Here is a 20,220-nt window from a genome sequence, read left to right as displayed (position 1 = left end):
AACACGGTGGCGGTCACGCGTCGCATGACCGACGCCATCGCGCAGCTGGAGAAGGAGTTTCCGGGCGTGTCAATGAGCGTGGTGGCGGCGCAGGCCGACTTTGTGGTCGACGCGTTGTCGAATTTGGGGCAGGAGATCGTGGCCGGTGGATTACTCTCGCTGCTCGTGATCTTTGTGTTTCTGCGAGACTGGCGGTTGTCGTTGGCCATCGGCATTACGGTGCCCTTGTCGGTGCTCATGGCACTGGTGGCGTTGCAGGCGCTCAACGTGTCCATCAACGTGCTGAGCTTGGGTGGCTTGGCGTTGGGCACCGGCTTGCTGGTGGATACCGCGATTGTGGTCGCCGAGTCGGTGGGAAGACGGCGTGAAGAAGGGATGTCGTTGTTGGAGGCGGCGGTGACGGGCACCGATGAGGTGGCGGCGCCGCTGTTCGCCGGCACACTCACCACGGTGCTGGTGTTCGGTCCCATCATTTTTGTGCGCGGACTCGCGGCGGCGCTGTTCCGCGACTTGAGCTTGAGCGTGGTGACCACGGTGGCGGCGTCGCTGGTGTTGGCGCTTACGCTCATGCCGGTGATGATCGTGGGGCGCCGCAAGCTGGCGAAGTCCGAACCGATTCCCACCGTGGTCGCGAAAGCCCCATCGGCAAAGGCGCCTTCGGCGATGTCGCGCACGCTCGATGCCTGGGGACGCGCCCTTAGCGCATGGTACGAACGCGGTATGCGATGGTCGCTGGCGCATCCGCGGTCGGTGTTCGGCATGGCCGGCGCGTTGTTGGCGGTGACAGTGGTGCTCATCTACACGTTGCCCAAAGAAATTCTCCCCCGCGTAGATGAAGGCGTACTGGTGGCCGCGGTCCAACTCCCTGAAGGCACCAGTATTCTAGCCACGGCTGCCCAGGTCTCACGCGTAGAGCAGGCCGCCCGGGCACTCGGCGCCAAGGGCATTTATGCCCGTGTAGGCAAGGCGACCGACGAAGAAGTGTTGGCGGGGGCCGATCCGGGGTCGAGTGCGACCGCGCAGCTGATCGTGCCGGTGCCCGGTACCGCCGATGCCGCCGAGTTTGCGCAGCAGCTCCGCGCGAAGTTGCCGGACCTGGCCAGGGGGGCGCTGGCGATCGACTTGGCTGGGCAATCGGAGTTCGGTTCGCTGATTGGACGAGAAGGTCGACTCGTGCGCGTTGAACTGTCGGCGCCCACGCTGGTGGAATCGCAGCGATGGGCCGACACCGTGCGCACCGCCATGCAAACGGTGCCGTCACTGACCGACGTACGTGATGCCTTTGCAGCCACGCAGCCCATTGTGGAAGTGTCGTTGGAGCGCGCGCGCATGGCCGAACGCAACATCGTGCCGCAACAGGTGGCGAGTGCGCTGGCCGGTGCATTGGGTGGCGTGAGTGCCAGTGAGTTGCGCGAGACCGACCGTCGTACGCCGATCATGGTGCGCTACGCGGGCCTCCGTAACGAGGAGCTCGAAACCGCGCTCAAGACCCCGCTGCGTGGCGTGCCGCTGGCGCAGCTGGTGCAGGTGCGTGAAACACGCGCCCCGTTGGAAGTGGTGCGGGTGGGTCAGCGACCGGTCACAATCATTGAAGGGCTGGTGGAAAGCGGTGGCACGGCCAAAGCCACCACTGATGTCCAGTCGCGCATGGCGGCGCTCACGCTGCCGGCGGGCGTGTCGTGGCAGGTTGGTGGTGCCGACGCGGAACGCCAACGCACCAGCAACGAACTCACGTTGGTGGCGGTGTTGGCAGCACTACTCATGTTTTTAGTGTTGGCCGGCGAGTTTGCCAGCTTCACCATTCCGCTGGTGGTCATGCTTACGGTGCCGTTGGCTGGTGCTGGTGCGGTGATCTTCCTGTGGCTCACCGGGCAATCGCTCAACGCCGTGAGTTTAATCGGCATCGTGGTGATGATCGGCATGGCCGACAACGAAGCGGTGGTGAAGCTCGATGCTATACGTAAGTTTCGTGAAAGTGGTTTTGGCCTCGACGAGGCCATCGTGCGCGGCGGCGAGCAGCGCCTGCGCGCGATTGCGATGACGTCGATCACGACGATCACCGGTGTGTTGCCGCTGGTGTTCGGCTGGGGTAGTGGCGGCGCGCTGTATCAACCGTTGGCGGCCGGCATCATCGGCGGTAGCATCAGCGCGCTGCTGGTCACGTTCTTTCTGTTGCCCACGGCTTACGCGGTGCTGGAGCGGCGCACCGAGCGTCGCGCGGCCCGGTACGCGCAGCGAACCGTCGCGTGATCCGCTTCGCGACCCATCGTCCGGCGGTGGTGTGGGCGATCTGCGTCGCCTTGTTGTTAGCCGGCGCCATCGCCTTTACGCGACTGCCGCTGGCCACACGCACGACCGTGGAGTTGCCGCGGCTTACGGTCGGTGCCAGCATGCCGGGCGCGTCCCCGGAAGTGATCGAGACCTATCTGACGTCGCCGGTGGAAGCGGCTATTCAGGGCGTGCGTGGTGTCCGGCGCGTGTCCAGCAGCTCCAACGATGACTACGCGATGCTTACGGTGGAACTGGAAGAGCGGGCCGATGTGCAGATGGCACGCTTGGCGATTCTCGAGCGACTCGAACTGCTGCGCGCCGATCTGCCGCCAGGGGCCAGTCCCCCCACCGTCGCCAACTACGTACCGGAGGGGCTGGAGGAAGCACCGCTGATGTCGCTGTCGGTGTTCGGACCGTACACCTCGGGTACGTTGCAGAAGCTGCTCGAGGAGCGGGTGAGTCCGCGCCTTGGCAGCATACCCGGCGTGGCCGGTGTGCAGGTGCGCGGTGGGACGGATCTTGGCGTGTCGGTATCGTACGATCCGGTACCGCTGCGGCGCCTTGGGATCTCACCCCAACGGTTGGTCGAGGCCATCGGTGGGGCGCGCATGGTGCAGGCGCTGGGGGCACTCGATCGCGGTAGCGATCCTGAGCACGCCACCACGCAGAACGTGGTGTTACGCGATCAACCCAAGGCGCTCGAAGACTTGCAGGAGCTGCCCGTGCGCGGTCCTGGCAGTCGGGTGTTTCGACTGGGTGAACTGGCGACGGTGCGCGCCGAAGAAGACGCCCGCGGACGGTTCTTTCGCATTAATGGTGAACCCGCCGTTGCCGTGGAGATCTCCCGGCATCCGGGTGCCGACGCCATCAAAACCGCAGCCGCATTGCGCGCCGCCATCAAACAGCTCGAGCCCAGCATGCCGCCGGCGGTACGACTGCGCATCAATGCCGACGAAAGCGAAGATCTGAAGGAGGAGCTCGACGATCTCGCCTTGCGTAGCGTGATCGCGTTCGGGTGTGTGCTGCTGGTGCTGGCGTTCACCCTGCGACGCTGGCGTGCGGTGGCGGTGGTGATGGGCACGACGGCGGTCGCCATCGCCGCTACGGCGCTGTCGCTGTACCTCTTCAAGATTCCGGCCAATCTGCTTACACTGGCGGGGCTTGGCATGGGTGTCGGCATTCTGGTGCAGAACGGACTCGTGGTGGTCGAGCGGCTGGGCACCGAACCCGACACGCCCGATGGTCGAGCCCGCGCCACGCAGCGGATCATGCCGGCGATTATCGGTAGCACCCTCACCACCGCCGTGGTGCTGTTCCCATTCCTGTATTTGCAGGGCGACACGCGGGCCGCGTTCGTACCCTTCGCCGCCGCATTCGTGTTTGCGCTGGGGTGGAGCGTGTTCACCGCGCTGCTGGTGGTGCCGGCTTTGGGGAAAGGCGTCGCGGCACACAACGCCTCGTGGCCGAAACTGCGCCGCGTCTACGCGCGTGTCCTGATGCGACTGCTCCGCTGGCGCGCCGCCACGCTGGTGACCGCGGTGGCCGTGCTGGCCGTGCTCACCTGGGGCTTCGTGAAGAAAGTGCCGCGTTCGTCCTTCGGTGGATTCGGCGAACGGCGTACATCCCTCAGTGTCGGCTTGTCGTTTCCCCGCGGCTCCGACCCCGGCACGCTCGATCGTGGCATGGCGGAATTCGAGCGGCTCGTGGTGGGGCGCCCCGAAGTGGAGCAGGTGCGCGCGGCGGCACGATCGGGAACCTCGGCCCAGATGTCGGTGCTGTTCACGCGCGCAGGTGGTCTCACCGCGGTGCCGTTGGAACTGCAGGAGCTGCTCACGCAGCGCGCCGTGCTGATCGGCGGCGCGAGTGTGAGTGTGGTGGGCGATGGCCCGGGCTTTTCGAGCGGTGGCGGCGGGTCCAGCTTCGCCACCTTTCGCATTCAGGTGCGTGGCTACTCCTACGATGGCGTGGGTCGCGTGGCGGAGGATCTCAAGTCGCGTCTCGAGCGCATCACGCGGGTGCGCGAGGTGCGCATCAGCAGCGGTGGCTATTTCGGAGGAGAGCGCGGCTATCAGGTGACCCTCGAACCCGATCGTGCCGCGCTTACGCGATACGGGTTGAACGCCTCCTTGCTGGCCGGCGCGATCGCGCGCGAAGTGCGTGGGCCCGTGGGGCGTCAGCTGCTTGAGATCGGCGGCGACGAGTTGCCGGTTACGGTGAAAGCGGCGGGGGCGCGTGATCGCAGTCTCGAGGAGTTACAAAACGCGCTCGTGCCCACGCTCACGGGCGCGCCGGTGCGGATCGGCGATGTCGCGAGTGTGAATGCGCGCGAAGCGCTTAGCACGATCGTCCGCGAAGACCAGCAATACATCCGGCAAGTGTCCTACGATTTCCGTGGTCCGTCCAAGCTGGCGCGCCGCACGCACACCGCGTTCATGAAATCGCTTGCCGCACCAGCGGGCTACGGCATCATCGATCTCACCGAAGGCTCTCCGTTCGATCGCGATGAAAGCGAGCAGGGGTTGTACCTCGTGTTCGCGATCGGCGTGGTGTTGGTGGTCCTCGCGGTGGCGTTGGTGTTCGACTCGATGTGGGGAGCCGCGCAGGTGTTTATGTCGCTGCCACTGGCCATTGGCGGCGTGGTGGCGGCGTTCTGGCTGCTCAAGGCGGCATTCACCCGCGAGGCCGCCGTTGGCGTGATCCTGGTGATCGGCTTGGCGGTGAATCAGGCGATCCTGCTGGCTGACGCGGCGCTCGAGAAGCGACGCGCCTTGCGCGCGGCCGGGCTCGATGCGCGTCTGCACGCGGGGCAGGTACTGCGGGCGGCGCTCGACCGGGCGGGGATGATCGTGATCGTCACCCTGGCCGCGATGGCGTCGCTGATTCCGCTGTCGGTTGGTACCGATGCCACGCGCCTCTTCGGGGCGATCGCGCTGGCCACGGCCGGCGGTACAATTGCGGGAACACTCGGCGTGATGTTCGTCATGCCGGCGCTGCTGGTGGGACGACGAGAGAGGCCGGCGCGGCGCCCGCGAAAGGTGTTCCGCTGGCGCCGAACCGTCGTGCGGGCCGCGGAGCCGTAGGTGGACGCGAAGGGCGAGAAGCACGCGAAGGCACGCGAAGAACAACAACAAGAAACATGTGTGTGCTGTTCTTCGCGACTCTTCGCGCCCTCCGCGAACTTCGCGTCAAAAGACGATCTTCCGCACTGCACCGAAGCCTTGGCAGAGCCCGCCATCCCTCGCGAAATGCACAACTTCAGCGCGCACCCACGATCGGCTATCTTTCATAGATGACCACTATCGCGTTTCTCGGAACGGGGCTGCTCGGCAGTGGCTTCGCGGAAGCCGCCTGTCAGCGCGGCGACACGGTGACGGTGTGGAACCGCACCATCGACAAAGCCCGCGCGCTCGCGTCGTTCGGCGCGATCGTGGCCAGCACGCCGGCCGATGCTGTTCGCGGAGCGAGCCGCGTGCATCTGGTGCTCAAGGATGACGCCGTGGTGGAGGACGTCATCGCGCAGCTGCGCCCGGGGCTGTTGCCCGACGCCATCATCGTCGATCACACCACCACGCAGCCCGCCCTCACCGCCGAGCGTGCTACGCGCTTGAATGCCGACGGGGTGCACTATCTGCATTGCCCTGTATTCGTCGGACCGGCCGCCGCACGACTGAGTCAGGGCATCATCCTGGCCGCCGGCCCCACCGGACTCTACGAGTCGGTGAAGGACGCACTCGGTCACATGGCCGCGCGCGTCGAGTACTTCGGCGAGCGTCCCGACATGGCCGCCGCCTACAAGTTGATGGGCAACGCGTTCATCATCGGCATGGGCGCTCTGCTCAGCGACGTTTATAGCATTGCGAAGGGCAGCGACATCGCCCCCACCGATGCGCTGAAGCTCCTCGAATTCTTCAACCCCGGAAACATCCTACAGGGACGCGGACGCACGATGGCCGCCGGGAAGTTCGACGCAAGCTTCGAGCTCACCATGGCGCGCAAGGATATCCGGCTCATGATGGAAACGGCGGGCGACCTACCGTTGGCCGTGCTCCCGTCACTTGCCGCCAGAATGGACGCCGTGATCGCTGAAGGATTCGGCGCCAGTGATTTCGCCGTCATCGCCAAGGATGCCATCGCTGGCACGGGCATGGGCACCGGAACCGGCACCTAGTTCGCAGGGTCAAGGCAACCGTGGAAGGGGGTGCGGTGACGAACTAGTGTTCGTGACCTCCACCCCCCCACGCAAATGCGCACGCTCTCTGTCATCGCGCTGTTGGCCTCGGCCGCTCTCCCCGCGGCCGCACAGCAGCCCACTCGAACGCTGATCAAGCCACTCGCCGAATACGGTGAGCCCTTTTCGCAGATCGCCGCCGTGCGCGAGCTGAAGGACGGCCGCCTGCTCGTCGTGGATAGCCGCGACAAGATCGTGCAGCTGGTTAACCTCACCGCGAACAGTGCCTCCAAAGTGGGCCGCGAGGGCTCGGGCCCCGGCGAGTACGGTTTACCGACTCAGCTCTTTGCCTTGCCGGGCGACAGCAGCGTGATCTTCGATCCGTTGAATCAGCGCTACCTCATGGTTCTTCCCGACGGGAAGCCCGGCGTGTCGTTTCGCGTGGGCGACGAGCCCTCGGGGTCGCCGCGTCCACCGCAGGGCCAGCGCCCCGAAGGCGGCGGTCAGGTGATGCGGATCGGTGGGTTGGGGTTTGGCTTGCCACGGGCCACGGACGCTCGTGGACGGCTGTACTTCGAAGGCGGAGGCATCTCGATGGGTCCCAACGGACCGGTCACGGCCGACACCGCACCGATCGTGCGCTACGATCGCGCCACCAAAGCCGTGGACACGGTGGCGTGGGTGAACCTGCCGAAGCACAACGCGTCGGTGAAATCCAGCGGCAGCGGCGGTAACCAGCGCATGGAAGTGCGCATTGGTGGACGGACGCCGTATCCGGCCCGCGATGCTTGGACGGTGCTGCCCAACGGCACGGTGGTCATCGCGCGGGTCGGCGACTACCACCTCGACCTCGTATCACCCACGCGCGTCGTTACGCGTGGCGCCGCGGTGGCTTTCACCGCGGTAAAAGTTGGCAACGCCGAGAAGCAGGAGTACCGCGATCAGTCCAAGAACGCGGGCGGAATCTCGATCACGCGCAACGAAGGCGGTCCTGGTGGGTCGCAGACGCGCGCCAGCACCGCGCCGCCACCGTTTGAGGAGCCGGCTGAGTGGCCGAGTGCCAAGCCGCCGTTCAATGCGACCGGGATCTTCGCCACGCCTGCCGGAGAGATCTGGGTGGCCCGCAATCGATCAGCTTCCGATCCCACACCGACCTACGACGTATTCTCGACAACTGGAAAGCTCACCGGCAAGGTCGTGCTGCCGAAACAAACCCGCGTGATCGGCTTCGGCGCCGGCGGCACCGTGTACACCATCCGGGTTGATGATGACGACCTGCAGTACCTCCAGCGCTTCCGAGGTTGAGCGGTACCTGCTACTCTTCGCTCGTCGTCGTTCTGACCCTCTGCGAGGCCATCCATGCCGTTCTTTTCGTATCCTGCTCCCGCTGATTGGCTCCTCCCGATCATCAAGCTGCCGCTGACGCTGATCTCGCTGATCTTCGATCTGATCCGTCTCATCGGTCCGATCGGGCAGGTCGCGGTGGTCGCGATCATCATCGCGCTCTACGCCAAGAACATTATGAGTCCGGCCCGCCCGTAAGCGGTACGACGAATGGGTTGAAGCATTCCGATGGAATGCTGAACTGATCGCACAGCGAACAAGAGTAAAAGAGCAGGGGAGAACAGCGGAGCAGGACGCTCTGTGTTCTCCTTTTCTCTTTTCCTCTGTGCGATCAGTTCCGGGAAATCACCCAATCCTGAAGGCGGTACGAACGTATTGGCCTGTTCGGGGTGTCCAATCCCGTGTCCCCCATCACGCCATGACCTCCCTGCAAGAACAGATTCAGCGCCGACTCGGCGCCGACTTCTCCATCGAGCGAGAACTCGGGGGCGGGGGCATGTCGCGCGTGTACGTGGCGTACGACCGGCGGCTCGACCGACGAGTGGTGATCAAGCTGCTGCGTCCGGAGCTATCGGCTGGCGTGAGCGTGGAACGGTTTCGTCGTGAGATTCTCACGGCCGCGGCGCTGCAGCATCCGCTGATCGTGCCGGTGCTCGACACCGGAGAGATCGATGGCCTGCCGTACTTTCTGATGCCGTTTGTGGAGGGGGAATCGCTGCGCGCGCGGTTGCAACGCGGATCACTCGGCGTGGTGGAGACGGTGCGCATTCTGCGCGATGTATCGCGCGCACTCACGGTGGCGCACGAGCGCGGCGTCGTGCATCGCGACATCAAACCCGACAACGTCTTGCTCGCGAACGGCGCGGCCGTGGTCGCCGACTTCGGTGTGTCGAAAGCCTTCGCCGACGCGCGCCATGGTGATCGCGACAACGCAGACGAGCAGCAGGCCGACGCGCACACGACCGCCGGTGTTTCGCTGGGAACGCCGGCGTACATGGCGCCGGAACAAGTGGCCGCCGACCCGGCCGCCTCGTACCCCATGGATCTGTACGCCGTGGGCGTGATGGCGTATGAGATGCTCGTCGGGGTGCCGCCCTTTGCCGATCGCTCGCTACAGCAGGTCATGGCTGCGCACATCGCCGAGGAACCGGTGCCGGTGCAGCAGCACCGCCCGGACATTCCGGCGGCGTTGGCCTCCTTGATCATGCAGTGTCTGGCGAAGGATCCCATCGCGCGACCGGCCAGCGCGGTGGCGTTGGCGCAGGCGCTCGATGACCCGCAGGTGATCAGTGGATCATTCACACCGATCCCCGACGACGGTACCGGTGCGGTCGCGATTCGAGCCCTCACTGGCGCGCGAACGGCCGCTCGAGCCGACGCTCGAGCGGGAACGCCGTCAAAGAAGTGGCGGGCGCTGTTGGCCGGTGTGAGTGCGTTGCTGGTGGCGGCGCTGGCGTGGATCGCGGGTTCGAATGAAGGCGCCGTCGCGACCAACGCCGCGGTCGCCGTGCGGCCGGCCATGACCGCACTCGATACGGCGCCGAGTGTGGCGGTGTTGCCCTTCGTGTACCTCAGCGCCGATTCCACGCAGGCCTTTGCCGCGCAGGCGATCGCGGATGCGATCACCGATGCGCTGTCGCGCGAGAAGGGGCTGCGCGTGACCTCACGCTCGGCGGCGGCGGCGCTGCAGCAGCGTATAGCCGCCGGCGATACCACGCAGCTTCCGGTACGAACACTGGTGGAAGGCGTGGTGGAAACGGAAGGAGACAAATACCGTCTCACGGTCCGACTGGTGAATGCCGCCGACGGCTTCACGCTCTATGCCGACCGACTGGAAGGCGTGAAGGGCAACCTCTTTGCGATGGAAGACGAGGTGGCCGGAGCGATGCGTGAACTGTTGCGCGCGCACTTCTCGCTGACGGGCTCTGATGGCGGCGCGCGGCGGCCCTTGTAGCTGGTCGGGTGGCGACCGTTCAGGGCCTAACGGCCATTTTCGCTGGGCAAGTGATTGACAAGTGAATGCCCGAGGCCGAATCTAGTCGCGAGTCCATTCTCTTCGATTCGCGCGCGCACGATGCATTGCGAGCTCGTTTCGTTGCCACACATCGCCTGCCTCCCTTCCCTGGCAGAGCGACGCGCCTCACCCCATTACCCGCATGGAGGTCCTGATGCGCTTCCGCCGATACCTGGGCGGCCGAGCTTTCGCGGCGCTAGTCGCTGCCATGGCAGTTGGCAGTTCGATCACGCCGCTCGTCACCGAAGCACAAGGTGCGCTCGGCACGGTCCGTGGTACCGTTACGAATAGTGGCACCGGCGCGCCGCTGGCGAATGTGCAGATAGCCGTTCCCGGCACGACCTTGGGCGCCATTACGAATGCGAGTGGGTCGTTCACGATTGCGTCCGTGCCTGTCGGCAATCAGGTGGCGCGCGCTCGACTGATCGGCTATCAGCCGCTCGACAAGCCCATCGTGGTCACGGCTGGTGCGAGCACGACGGTGACGTTCGCCTTAACCGTGAGCGCATTGTCGCTCGACGAAATCGTTGTTACCGGCACCGGCGGTTCGGCGCGTAAGCGCGAAGTCGGCAACTCCATCGCCCAAGTAAAGCTCGCCGATATCCCGGAAGTTCCGACCAATGTGTCGAACTTGCTGTCAGGGAGACTAGCTGGCGTCACGGTCGGTGGTGGTGTCGGCAACGCTGGCAGCGGCTCCGCGATCCGTTTGCGTGGCACGACCAGCGTCTCGCTCACGAACCAGCCGTTGATCTTCATTGATGGCGTGCGTACGCGCAGCGACGAGTATCCGCGCAACGGTATCTTCACCGGTACCACCCAGCGCGGCGCCAATTCGAATTCCAGCCCGCTCAACGACATCAACCCGGACGATATCGATCGCATCGAGATCGTGAAGGGCGCGGCCGCTGCCACGTTGTATGGCACCGACGCCGCCGCCGGTGTGATCCAGATTTTCACGAAGCGCGGCGCGGGCGGCGCAGCGAAATGGCAGGTGCGCTTGAACGGTGGCGTGAGCAGCCTGCAGAAGTTCGGCACCGACTCGGTGCCGCTGCTCTTCATGGACCCGTTTCTGCGAAACAGTGGAGGCACCGGCTGGATCCCGGGGCTCGACAACTACGCCGCGCGCTACGGCACGGCGATCCAGGTGTCCGGCGGCAGCGGTGACAACCTGAAATACCTGCTGTCCACCAACATCGAGAACGTCGACGGCGTGCTGCCCAACGATAAGGACCGCAAGTACCAAGTGCGGGCCAATCTTGATTTCCAGCCCACGAAGAAGCTGGCGATGAACTGGAGCAGCGCGTATACCAACAATCTCATCGATCAGTCGCCGGCCGGAAACAACGCGCAGGGCCTCACTCTCAACGCGTTTCGCCAAGACCGCAACTATTTCGGTACCGCCAACGCGGACACCATCCGCCAGGTGCTCCAGCAGAAGCTGGCCACCAACATCGATCGGTTGATTATGGGTCTTACGGGCACGTGGACACCGTTCACGCGCTTCTCGAGCCGTCTCACGGTGGGCTTCGATCGCGCCGCACTCGAGAATCGGAATGTTCGGCCTTTCGGTTTCCCGGCGGCTCCGCTCGGCGTCATCCAGAATCAGCGCTGGGCGAACACCACGCTCAGCACCGACTGGGTGAACAACTATGATTTCAATCTTGGCAGTAGCCTGAAGGTCACCGCCTCAGCGGGCACGCAGTATGTGAACTCGCTGGTGGGTGACGTCGTCGCGCTCTCCCAGAATTTCGCCACGCCGTCGGATCCAACCGTGGCCAGCGGTGCCATCAGGAACGCCGACGAGAATCGCCAGCGCGTGATCACGGGCGGTGCGTTCGGCACGCTGCTGTTCGGCTTAAAAGATCGCTACTTCGTGACGGTCGGTGGCCGACTCGACGGTAATAGCGCCTTCGGTCAGGACTTCGGTCTTCAGTTCTATCCCAAAGTCAACGGTTCCTGGGTGCTCTCCGACGAGTCGTTCTGGAAGGAAAAATACGGGACGTTCAAGCTGCGCGGCGCGTTCGGCTCGGCCGGCCGCGCGCCCGGGGCCTTTGCCGCCGTGCGGACGTACAGCCCGCTTCCTTGGGGGTCAGCGTCGGCCGTGCGGCCGCAGAACCTCGGCAACGCCGATCTGGGACCGGAGCGGACCACCGAAGTCGAGCTCGGCTTCGATCAGACGATGTTCAGTGGCCGGACGTCCGTCGACTTCACCTACTTCAATGCAACGACTACCGACGCCCTCTTCAGCGTGCGGTCCGTGCCCAGCGAAGGCTTCCTTGCCAATACGTTGAAAAACGTCGGTGAGATGCAGAAGTCCGGCATCGAACTGGCGCTCAATCACGACGTCATCAGTCGCGAGTCGTTCGGACTGAAGGCGGGACTCAACTTCAGCACCAACAACAGCAAGGTTGTCAGCCTGGGCGGCGCGCCGTCGTTCAGCGTCGGCAACTCGGGATGGGTGGTCGAAGGCAAGCCCGCACCGGTGGTGCGCGGCAAGATCATCCGCAACGCCGACGCGCGCGGTGTCGCGCCCGACACCTCGTCGAATTACGACTTTGGACCGAGCCAGCCGACCAAGATCATCGGCGGCAACATCAACATCCGCGGCTGGAAAAACATCAGCCTGTCGGTGCGTGGTGAGTATCAGGGTGGGGCCTACATCGAAGAGGGCGCGTCGTTCAATGCGCTGTCACGCTCGGTCCTCTGGCCCACGTGCTACAGCGCCTACGCCAACATTGCCGCGGGCAAGCCGATCACGAGTAGAGAAACGCTCACGTGCATTCCGGCCAACGTTCGGTCGGACATGTTCATTTTCAAAGCGGACTTCTTCCGCATCCGCGATATATCGCTCACTGTGCCGCTCGGTAAGCTGATTCCGCGCACGGCGAACAGCACGTTCGTGTTCTCGGCGCAGAACCTCTTCCGCAACAACTTCGGCATGCCGCTGTTCGACCCCGAGATGACCAACAACGATTCGTTCAACGCGACCGTGCGCGGCATCAACGAGCAGATCCCGGCGCCCGCGATCTTCCAGATGTCACTCCGCATCTCTTACTGAGGAACGTGCTGATGCTTACTTCGATTTCCTCAGGGCGAGCGATGACGCCTCGCCGTATGCTTGGTGTCGTGGCACCGCTTTGCGTGCTCGCCGCGCTGTCGGGCTGCGCGCTCGACGCTGTCAATCCCGGACCGATCCGGGCCGAAGCACTGAATGCACCGTCGGCGCTGAGTTCACTCGTAAACGGCTCTGGCCGTGATCTGTCCGAAGCACTCAACTGGACCGCGTACACCGGTGGCGCGGTAAGTCGTGAGATTTTTCCCGGAGGGTCTACCGGTGCTTTCGGTATATCGGTGCAGCAGCAGAACGGCAAACTGACTGACGATGATGGCGGAACCTGGTGGGACTTTTCCCAGCGCGCTCGTTGGACCGCAGAGGACGCGGTGACGCGCATCAAGACCGTGCTCGGTACGGCGTCGGCAAACAGCGCGACCCTCGCCCAAGCGCTCGTGTGGGCCGGATATTCCAACCGCCATCTCGGTGAAAACTTCTGCGAAGGCGTGATCAACGGGGGGGCTCCAGGACCGCATACGGTCTATTTCGAGCGCTCCGAAGGGTACTTCACCGAGGCGATCGCGGTCGCGACGGCGGCCAACAACGCCAACCTCGCACGGGTAGCCACGGCAGGTCGGGCGTCGGTTCGGTTGCTGCGCAACAATACCGCAGGCGCCGCAACCGATGCGGCGACGGTGCCGAGTACCTTCGTGTACCAGATGCCGTATTACCAGACTGAGCTCGATCAGAACAATCGTATCTACTGGGCAAGCGCGAATCAGCCGTATCGAGCGCATACGGTGTGGAATACGTATATCGAGACGCATCGCCGGGCCACGCGTGATCCTCGCGTACCGTTCGACAGCAGCCTCACCGTGCTGGTCGGCGATGCGGCGGTTGGCTCACTCGGTCGCGTGCGGTGGTACTTCCAGACCAAGTATCCCACGCTCACGTCGCCGATCAACCTCTCGTCCGGTTGGGAGATGCGCCTCATTGAAGCCGAGGTGAAGCTCATCGCAAGCGACCTCGCTGGTGCGCTCACGTCGATCAATGGTCGTCGTACGGCACTGTCGCTGGCGCCGGTCACGGCCAGCAGCCTCACGGAAGGGTGGGCTGTCCTGAAGCGTGAGCGCGGCATCGAGCTGTGGCTCGAAGGCCGTCGTCTCGGAGACCTGCGTCGCTGGACGGCGCTGAGCCGCCCGGGTGCACTCGATCCCAAGGAAGAAATCCCCGGCCGCAATCTGTGCTTCGCTACACCGCTGTCAGAGAAGCAGACCAACATTAATTTCCTCCCGAAGTAACGCCACGCTGCCGCGTGGCGGCCTCAAGGCACAGTGCTGCCCAACGTGGCGCCAGGAATTCCTGGCGCCACGTTTGTTTTTCCTTCTTCAGACATACGGAGATGCACTCGATGCGACGGCTCGTTCTTACTACGGTGGCACTGCTGCTTGGCACGGTTGGCGCCCATGCGCAGCCCGCCACGCCACCCCGCCCGCCGCCCGTGTTCATCGACGAGCTGACGTGGATGGAAATCCGCGATCGCATGCTCGCCGGAACAAAAACGATCATCATCGGCACGGCGGGACAGGAGCAGAAAGGCCCCCACATGGTGACCGGTGAACACAAGTATGTGCTGACGCACACCACCGAACGCATCGCCCGCACGCTCGGGGACGCATTGATCGCGCCCATCATCACGTACGTCCCGGAAGGAAGTTGGGAAACGCCGCTCGGCGGTCATATGGCGAAAGCCGGATCGATTACGCTCCCCGAGGATCGATTCATCGAACTGCTCGTGCACGCGGCTAAAAGTCTGCACGCTGGAGGATTCACCACCTTCATTCTCATCGGCGATTCCGGCGGCAATCAGAACGGCATGAAAGCCGCAGCGGATCAGCTCAATGCGGCGTGGAAAACCACGAGCGCTCGGGCGCTCTTCATCGGCGACTACTACACAAAATCCACGGCTGACATTCGCACCTATCTCGGTGGTCTCGGCTTCACGATGGACGCCATCGGAAGTCATGCCGGGATGGTCGACACATCGGAACTACTGTTCGTGAATCCGGCTCTGGTCCGACGCGACCGGCTTGCGCCCAGCGGCGGTTTTCCCGAGAGCGGCGTGAGTGGCGATCCCACAAAGGCAACTGCCGCCCTTGGGAAAGCCCTGGTGCAGATCAAAATCGACAACGCCTTGGCGCAGATTCGTGCGTCGCGCGCCACGTCAGGAGGCTTCTGATGCGCCGCCTATTCCTAAGCACAATCGCCGCGCTCGGGATCACGACCACGCTGCCCGCGCAGGACCGCCCGAATCTACTCGCGGCGCCATATCTCGAGGCCATGACCTGGACCGAGATCCGCGATGCCATTCAGGGCGGCAAGCGCGTGGCGATCATCCCCACCGGCGGCACCGAACAGAACGGCCCGCACATGGTGATGGGCAAGCACAATTACATCGTCACCTTCGCCGCTGGGCAGATCGCCGCGCAACTCGGCAACGCGCTGGTCGCGCCCACGGTGCAGTACGTGCCGGAGGGCGATTACACACGCGCCGGTTTCGGTGACAAGCCCGGTGTCATCTCGCTGCCATCACCCAGCTACGATCGGTTGCTCGACGCGGCCGCGCGTTCGCTGCGCGTGCACGGCTTCACCGACATCCTGCTGATCGGCGACAGTGGTGGCAACCAAGCCGGGCTCACCGCCGTGGCGACGGCGCTCAACGCGGAGTGGGCCGGTACCGGCGTCCGTGTGTACGCGCTGGTCGACTACTACCAGAAGGGTCGCCTGCAGATACGCGACTACCTCAAGACCACCTATGGATGGGACGAGCAGATGGTCGGGTCGCACGCCGGTACCAGCGACACATCGCAGCTACTCTACGTGTACAGCGACGGGATTCGGCTCGACAAGCTCATGCCCAACGGCGGCGGGCCAGACGCTGGCGTCACGGGCGATCCGACCAAGGCCACCGCGGAGATCGGCAAGGTCGCCATCGATCAGAAAGTAAACGCGGCGCTGGCGCAGTATCGCGCGCTGAAGGGCGGCACGCCGTAGCACCGTGTAGGCAGGCGGGAGCGCTGTAACGACGATATGACGACAAACACCAACGCCCCACCGCAACAAGCGTTGCGGTGGGGCGTTGGTGTTTCGTGATCTGTTCCGAAAAACCCGGCGATCGACTAGAGACCGAAGCTCACACGGGCATACATGTACCGTCCGTTGAAACCAAACGGAGAGAGACCGGAGAACCGGTACACCCCGTAGGTGCCTTGCCCGCTGTAGCCCGCCGCGACGTCGCCGAGATCCTTGATGGCATCAGGGTACACATCGAACACATTGTCCGACCCGAGTGTCAGTGTAGCGCGCTTGAGCAGCTTGTACGAGGCGCTGATGTCGGTGACGAACTTCGGACTCAGCACCAAATCCGGCACTTGGCGCGCGGTGCCGGTGGCGAGCGCTTGCACGCCGGTGACCTGCCCGAACCGTTGACCGCGCAGGTTCAGTGAAAGGTCTCCCCTCTCGTACGTACCGTTCAACACGAGATTGTTCTGCGGCTGGCCTTTTTCGATGCGGCCACGCTCGGCGCGGCCGAACAACACTTCGTTCAGGTTGCCCAGCTGTGCCGGCGTGTTCACGACCACCTTCGTGACCTTCGTGCGGTTCTGGTTGTAGCCTGCCGTGAGGCGCACGATGCCGTTGGCCTTGAAGTCCAGGCCGTAATTCACGACCACGTCCAGACCCTTGGTCTTGGTGTCGATCGCGTTGGTGAAGTAGCGACCGCCGCCGACGCCCGTAAGGCCGTTCTGGGCGAAGAAGTTGACGACGCCAGCGCCGATGAAGTTCTCGGAGAGCACGACGCGGTCGCTGATGGCGATGTCGTAATAGTCGGCCGTGACCGTGAGGTTCTTGGTGGGCTGCATTGTGACGCCGGTACTCAGGTTGACCGAGCTTTCCGGCTTGAGATCGCTGGCACCGAGCAGGCGTGCCTCTTTGCTGGCCACGGGAAGCGTCCTGATGTCCACCGGGAGTCCGTTCACGAACGTCGTTGCCGTCGACGTGAAGTAGCTCTGCTGCAGCGACGGCGCGCGGAAGCCGGTCGACGCCGCGCCACGAATGGCGAACTTCTCCGTCAGTGCAAAGCGGGAGGTGAGCTTACCGGTCGCCTTCGAACCGAAGTCGCTGAAGTTCTCGTATCGTGCGGCCGCTCCGACCAGCCACTTGGCGGTCAAGTCGCTTTCGACGTCCAGGTAGGCCGCGCCGGCCGTACGAGAGCGGTCCAGCGCATCCTTCGGCGAGAAGCCGGGAAACACTTGCGAACCGACGAGGGCGATCGACGTGTTGCCGGCGCCATTACGCACCGGGTTGCCGCTGGCGTCGAGCACCGGGACGCCACCATTCACGTACGAGGCCAACTCGCCTGCTTCGATGGAGTATTTCTCCCAGCGAAACTCGGCACCACTCGACACACGAAGTGGTCGCCCGTTCATATCGAACTTGCGCGTGACATCGAGATTGGTGAGCGCCTGACCGAAGCCGAGGGTCCCGGCGTCGAACTGCGTCGGACTGGCGAGCCCCAGCGACGCGTTGTTTGAGTTGGAGATGATGAACTGAAATGCGTTGCTGCCGTACACCTGGCTGAGATCCCAGTCCCATCCCTTGGCCGTGCCCTTCACGCCGCCGCCAATCGAAATATCGTCGATTTTCGACTCGATGTTCGGCAGAAAGCCGTTTGGGTAGAGCTTGGCGACCACCTGCGCCGTCTGAATCGGACGGCGGAAAAAGCCAGTCGACCGACCGTCGCGCTTACCGAAGGAGCCAAACGCGTATGCCTGCACGTTGTCATTCAGGTTCTGCGCGGCGTTGAACATGCCGACCAAGTCCACCGTTGCCGCATCGCCCGACCAGTGCGTGAAGCGCTGCGCCGTGGCTTCACGCGGATCGCCAGTGGGATACTGCTGACGCGGATCGCCGAAGGTACGGTTGGTCATCGCACGGTTGCGCCATTCTACGCCGGCGTGGAAATAGCCACCGTTGCCCCATGACAGACCCTGATCGGCGCTCACCACCGTGTTGGTGCCGTCATTGCGCTTGCCCAAGCCCGGGACTTCGGTGTTGAACTGGCCGGTCTGGCTGAACACGTCGCCCGTGCCCGCGCCCTTCAGGATAATGTTGATGACACCCGCGATGGCGTCGGAGCCGTACTGCGCCGCCGCGCCGTCCCGCAGGATTTCGATGCGGTCGATCATGGACGCCGGGATGGCGTTGAGGTCCACCGCCGAGGTGCCACGACCAACGGTCCCGTTATTGTTGATCAGCGCGCTCGTGTAGCGGCGCTTTCCGTTCACGAGCACCAACGTCTGATCGGGAGCGAGGCCGCGCAGCGTGGCCGGGCGCACGTGGTCGGTGCCGTCGGCCACCGCGGGGCGCGGGAAGTTCAATGACGGTGCCGCCGCCTGGAGCATTTGCGCGGTCTCGACACGTCCCGTCGACTTGAGCGCGGCGGTGTTGATCACGTCCACGGGCACGGGGCTCTTCACGAGTGTCCGTTCGCCGCCACGCGAGCCCGTCACGGCTACGGCCTCGAGTTGCGTGGTGGACTTCTCGAGCGCGAAGTTCTGTGTCACACGCGCACCGGCCGCCACCGTAATACTGGCGATCTTGCCGGCGTATCCCAGCATGCGCACGCGCAGTTCGTACGTGCCGGGACGCAGGGTGAATCGATACGTGCCGTCGGCGCGAGTGATGGCGCCGACCTGGGTACCGACTACGCCGATCGAGGCGCCCTGTAGCGCTTCGCCGGATGCATTCAACGTCACTTTGCCTTCAACCGTCGCAGTGGTCTGGGCCTGAAGGGGCAACGCGAAGCCGAGCATGGTGATGCTCGCGCTGAAAAGGAGCCCAGCGAGGTGACGTCCAAGCTTCATGGGTGTGGTCCGGAAACGGGAGACGGGCACTTGACCGATTCGGGTCAGTGCCGCGATAACATCCCTCCGTTTGGGACCATCCGCAATATTTGGCACGCGAATAGCCACCTTTTCGTACCGCCGAGACCGGAAACACCGCGATGGGCGGCGTCCCGTTCCGGGTTTCATCTGGTCAACAGGACACGCAGCGATGATTGTTCTTTGCGCCGCGCTTTTCCAGCAACGCCACGGTGTCCAGGAACGGCGAGATGCGTTGCACCGGACCGTTCGCCATATCCACCGTCGTTTGTCCGCTGCGTGCGACCGCCATTACGTCGGCGCCTTTCGAGAGCAGATACTCGATCATCTCGTTATCGCCACGCGCTGCGGCATGATGCAACGGCGTGTAGCCGTTGAAGTCACGGGCATTCACGTCGAACTTCAGTACTTCCACGAGAAAGCGCATCGCGGGCAGCCAGCCCTCGGGGGTATGCCGGTGGTCGTTGGCCGCGAAACCCTGTCCGTATCCCACGCCAGCGGCGGCGTGAATCGCGAACACACCCAAGCCACCGTCGGGAATAGGCGCGAGCCCTGACGGATCTTCGCGCGCTACCGCCACCGCGCCACGGCGCGCCCGTGGCTTCGCTTTGATCGTCGCGATCATGGGATCGGCTCCCGCCGCGAGCAGGAGTTTCATGGCCGGAATGTCGGTCGCGTAGGCCGCACGAAAAAATGGCGTCGCGCCGTTGAAGTCGACGCCCAGATTGTCGCGGTTGTACGTAGTGTACCAGAGCGATCGTGACAGTCGCGCGTTGGGATTCGCCTTGGCCTTGAGCAGCGCGTCAACCACTTCGAGATAGGTCGCCCTCTGCTGCAGCTGAAATGCTGGCTGCGGCGTGCGGGTGGTCGGCGCCCACTCCTTGTTCAGCACGGCGAACAGCGGCGCGGCACCGGCGTCGCTGGCAAGATTGGGATTCCCGCCGCGCTTGAGCAGCAACATCACGATGTCGTAGTGACCGTTGATCGACGCCATCAACATCGGGCTGGTGTGATCGCCGCCGCTGACCTGATCGATGTTTGCCCCGCCATCGAGCAGGGCGTCAACGGCTGCCACCTGTCCCTCACGCACCGCCAGCAGCAGCGCCGTGTGGCCTCCCTGCACGCCAAGCTGCTCGTTGTACGCGGGATTATCATCGTCGAGTCCACGGCCACCCTGAGCCGCCAGGCGAGTCTCTTCGGCCGCCGCGGCCGCTGCCGCGCCGGCGAGCGCCGCCGCCGTGGCGGCCTGCACCTCCACTTCGCGGGAAGCCTTGACTGCCGCCTGCACCTGCGACGGCGAGGGCAACCAGTTGAGATTCTTCGTCTGTCCTTGCGCCTCCCGGAGCTGCGCGAGCACCGCGTCACGTTTCGCTTTCGCCTGACGGTCTTGCGCCGCGCTCGCCATGATATCCATCGTCTTGGCGGTGAT

At 64.2% G+C, this 20,220-nt stretch carries 12 protein-coding genes; 10 read left to right on the top strand and 2 right to left on the bottom strand.

Features of this window, described 5'->3' with window-relative positions; translation table 11 throughout:
• The 10 genes from ACLL97_RS13940 to ACLL97_RS13895 all read left to right on the top strand — a co-directional run.
• Nucleotides 1-2,250, top strand: a 2,250-nt coding sequence (locus ACLL97_RS13940; RefSeq protein ID WP_411281083.1) for an efflux RND transporter permease subunit, incomplete at its 5' end; no start/stop codon positions are given.
• Nucleotides 2,247-5,351 carry an efflux RND transporter permease subunit gene (locus ACLL97_RS13935; RefSeq protein ID WP_411281082.1) on the top strand — a complete coding sequence of 1,035 codons (3,105 nt, stop codon included), beginning with the start codon at nucleotides 2,247-2,249 and terminating at the stop codon, nucleotides 5,349-5,351. The genes ACLL97_RS13940 and ACLL97_RS13935, both read left to right, overlap by 4 nt.
• Nucleotides 5,352-5,560: 209 nt before the next feature.
• Nucleotides 5,561-6,439, top strand: coding sequence for an NAD(P)-dependent oxidoreductase (locus ACLL97_RS13930; protein WP_411281081.1), 879 nt, complete (start codon nucleotides 5,561-5,563; stop codon nucleotides 6,437-6,439).
• Between the two features lie 75 nt (nucleotides 6,440-6,514).
• Entirely contained in the window at nucleotides 6,515-7,744 is a 1,230-nt protein-coding gene (locus tag ACLL97_RS13925) for a hypothetical protein (RefSeq protein WP_411281080.1), read from the top strand.
• A 54-nt stretch (nucleotides 7,745-7,798) separates the two neighbouring features.
• Nucleotides 7,799-7,981: a hypothetical protein gene (locus ACLL97_RS13920; protein WP_411281079.1), complete on the top strand. Its 183-nt coding sequence runs from the start codon at nucleotides 7,799-7,801 to the stop codon at nucleotides 7,979-7,981.
• Nucleotides 7,982-8,201: 220 nt separating this feature from the next.
• Nucleotides 8,202-9,737: a protein kinase domain-containing protein gene (locus ACLL97_RS13915; RefSeq protein WP_411281078.1), complete on the top strand. Its 1,536-nt coding sequence runs from the start codon at nucleotides 8,202-8,204 to the stop codon at nucleotides 9,735-9,737.
• A gap of 268 nt (nucleotides 9,738-10,005) precedes the next feature.
• Nucleotides 10,006-12,855, top strand: a complete 2,850-nt coding sequence (locus ACLL97_RS13910) for a TonB-dependent receptor domain-containing protein (protein ID WP_411281077.1) — start codon at nucleotides 10,006-10,008, stop codon at nucleotides 12,853-12,855.
• 41 nt (nucleotides 12,856-12,896) lie between these two features.
• Nucleotides 12,897-14,150 (top strand): RagB/SusD family nutrient uptake outer membrane protein, encoded by a 1,254-nt coding sequence (locus ACLL97_RS13905; protein ID WP_411281076.1) that lies wholly within the window; start codon nucleotides 12,897-12,899, stop codon nucleotides 14,148-14,150.
• 110 nt (nucleotides 14,151-14,260) lie between these two features.
• Nucleotides 14,261-15,088, top strand: coding sequence for a creatininase family protein (locus ACLL97_RS13900; RefSeq protein ID WP_411281075.1), 828 nt, complete (start codon nucleotides 14,261-14,263; stop codon nucleotides 15,086-15,088).
• On the top strand, nucleotides 15,088-15,903 hold the full coding sequence (locus tag ACLL97_RS13895; protein WP_411281074.1) for a creatininase family protein: 816 nt from the start codon (nucleotides 15,088-15,090) through the stop codon (nucleotides 15,901-15,903). Before ACLL97_RS13900 ends, ACLL97_RS13895 begins: the two co-directional genes overlap by 1 nt.
• 125 nt (nucleotides 15,904-16,028) lie before the next feature.
• Here the strand turns inward: ACLL97_RS13895 and ACLL97_RS13890 are convergent, their stop codons facing one another.
• Entirely contained in the window at nucleotides 16,029-18,773 is a 2,745-nt protein-coding gene (locus ACLL97_RS13890) for a TonB-dependent receptor (protein WP_411281073.1), read from the bottom strand.
• Nucleotides 18,774-18,945: 172 nt separating this feature from the next.
• Nucleotides 18,946-20,220 (bottom strand): ankyrin repeat domain-containing protein (locus ACLL97_RS13885; RefSeq protein ID WP_411281072.1); only part of this gene is annotated, 1,275 nt, incomplete at its 5' end.

The organism is Gemmatimonas sp. (assembly GCF_046594945.1).
Lineage (GTDB): Bacteria > Gemmatimonadota > Gemmatimonadetes > Gemmatimonadales > Gemmatimonadaceae > Gemmatimonas.
Note: the sequence above shows the minus strand (reverse complement) of the source record. Positions and strands in the feature narration are given on the sequence as shown.

Coding starts and splice junctions, on each gene's coding strand:
- ACLL97_RS13930 (WP_411281081.1), top strand. CDS start 5,561: ATGACCACTATCGCGTTTCTCGGAACGGGGCTGCTCGGCAGTGGCTTC.
- ACLL97_RS13925 (WP_411281080.1), top strand. CDS start 6,515: ATGCGCACGCTCTCTGTCATCGCGCTGTTGGCCTCGGCCGCTCTCCCC.
- ACLL97_RS13900 (WP_411281075.1), top strand. CDS start 14,261: ATGCGACGGCTCGTTCTTACTACGGTGGCACTGCTGCTTGGCACGGTT.
- ACLL97_RS13915 (WP_411281078.1), top strand. CDS start 8,202: ATGACCTCCCTGCAAGAACAGATTCAGCGCCGACTCGGCGCCGACTTC.
- ACLL97_RS13890 (WP_411281073.1), bottom strand. CDS start 18,773: ATGAAGCTTGGACGTCACCTCGCTGGGCTCCTTTTCAGCGCGAGCATC.
- ACLL97_RS13895 (WP_411281074.1), top strand. CDS start 15,088: ATGCGCCGCCTATTCCTAAGCACAATCGCCGCGCTCGGGATCACGACC.
- ACLL97_RS13920 (WP_411281079.1), top strand. CDS start 7,799: ATGCCGTTCTTTTCGTATCCTGCTCCCGCTGATTGGCTCCTCCCGATC.
- ACLL97_RS13905 (WP_411281076.1), top strand. CDS start 12,897: ATGACGCCTCGCCGTATGCTTGGTGTCGTGGCACCGCTTTGCGTGCTC.
- ACLL97_RS13910 (WP_411281077.1), top strand. CDS start 10,006: ATGGCAGTTGGCAGTTCGATCACGCCGCTCGTCACCGAAGCACAAGGT.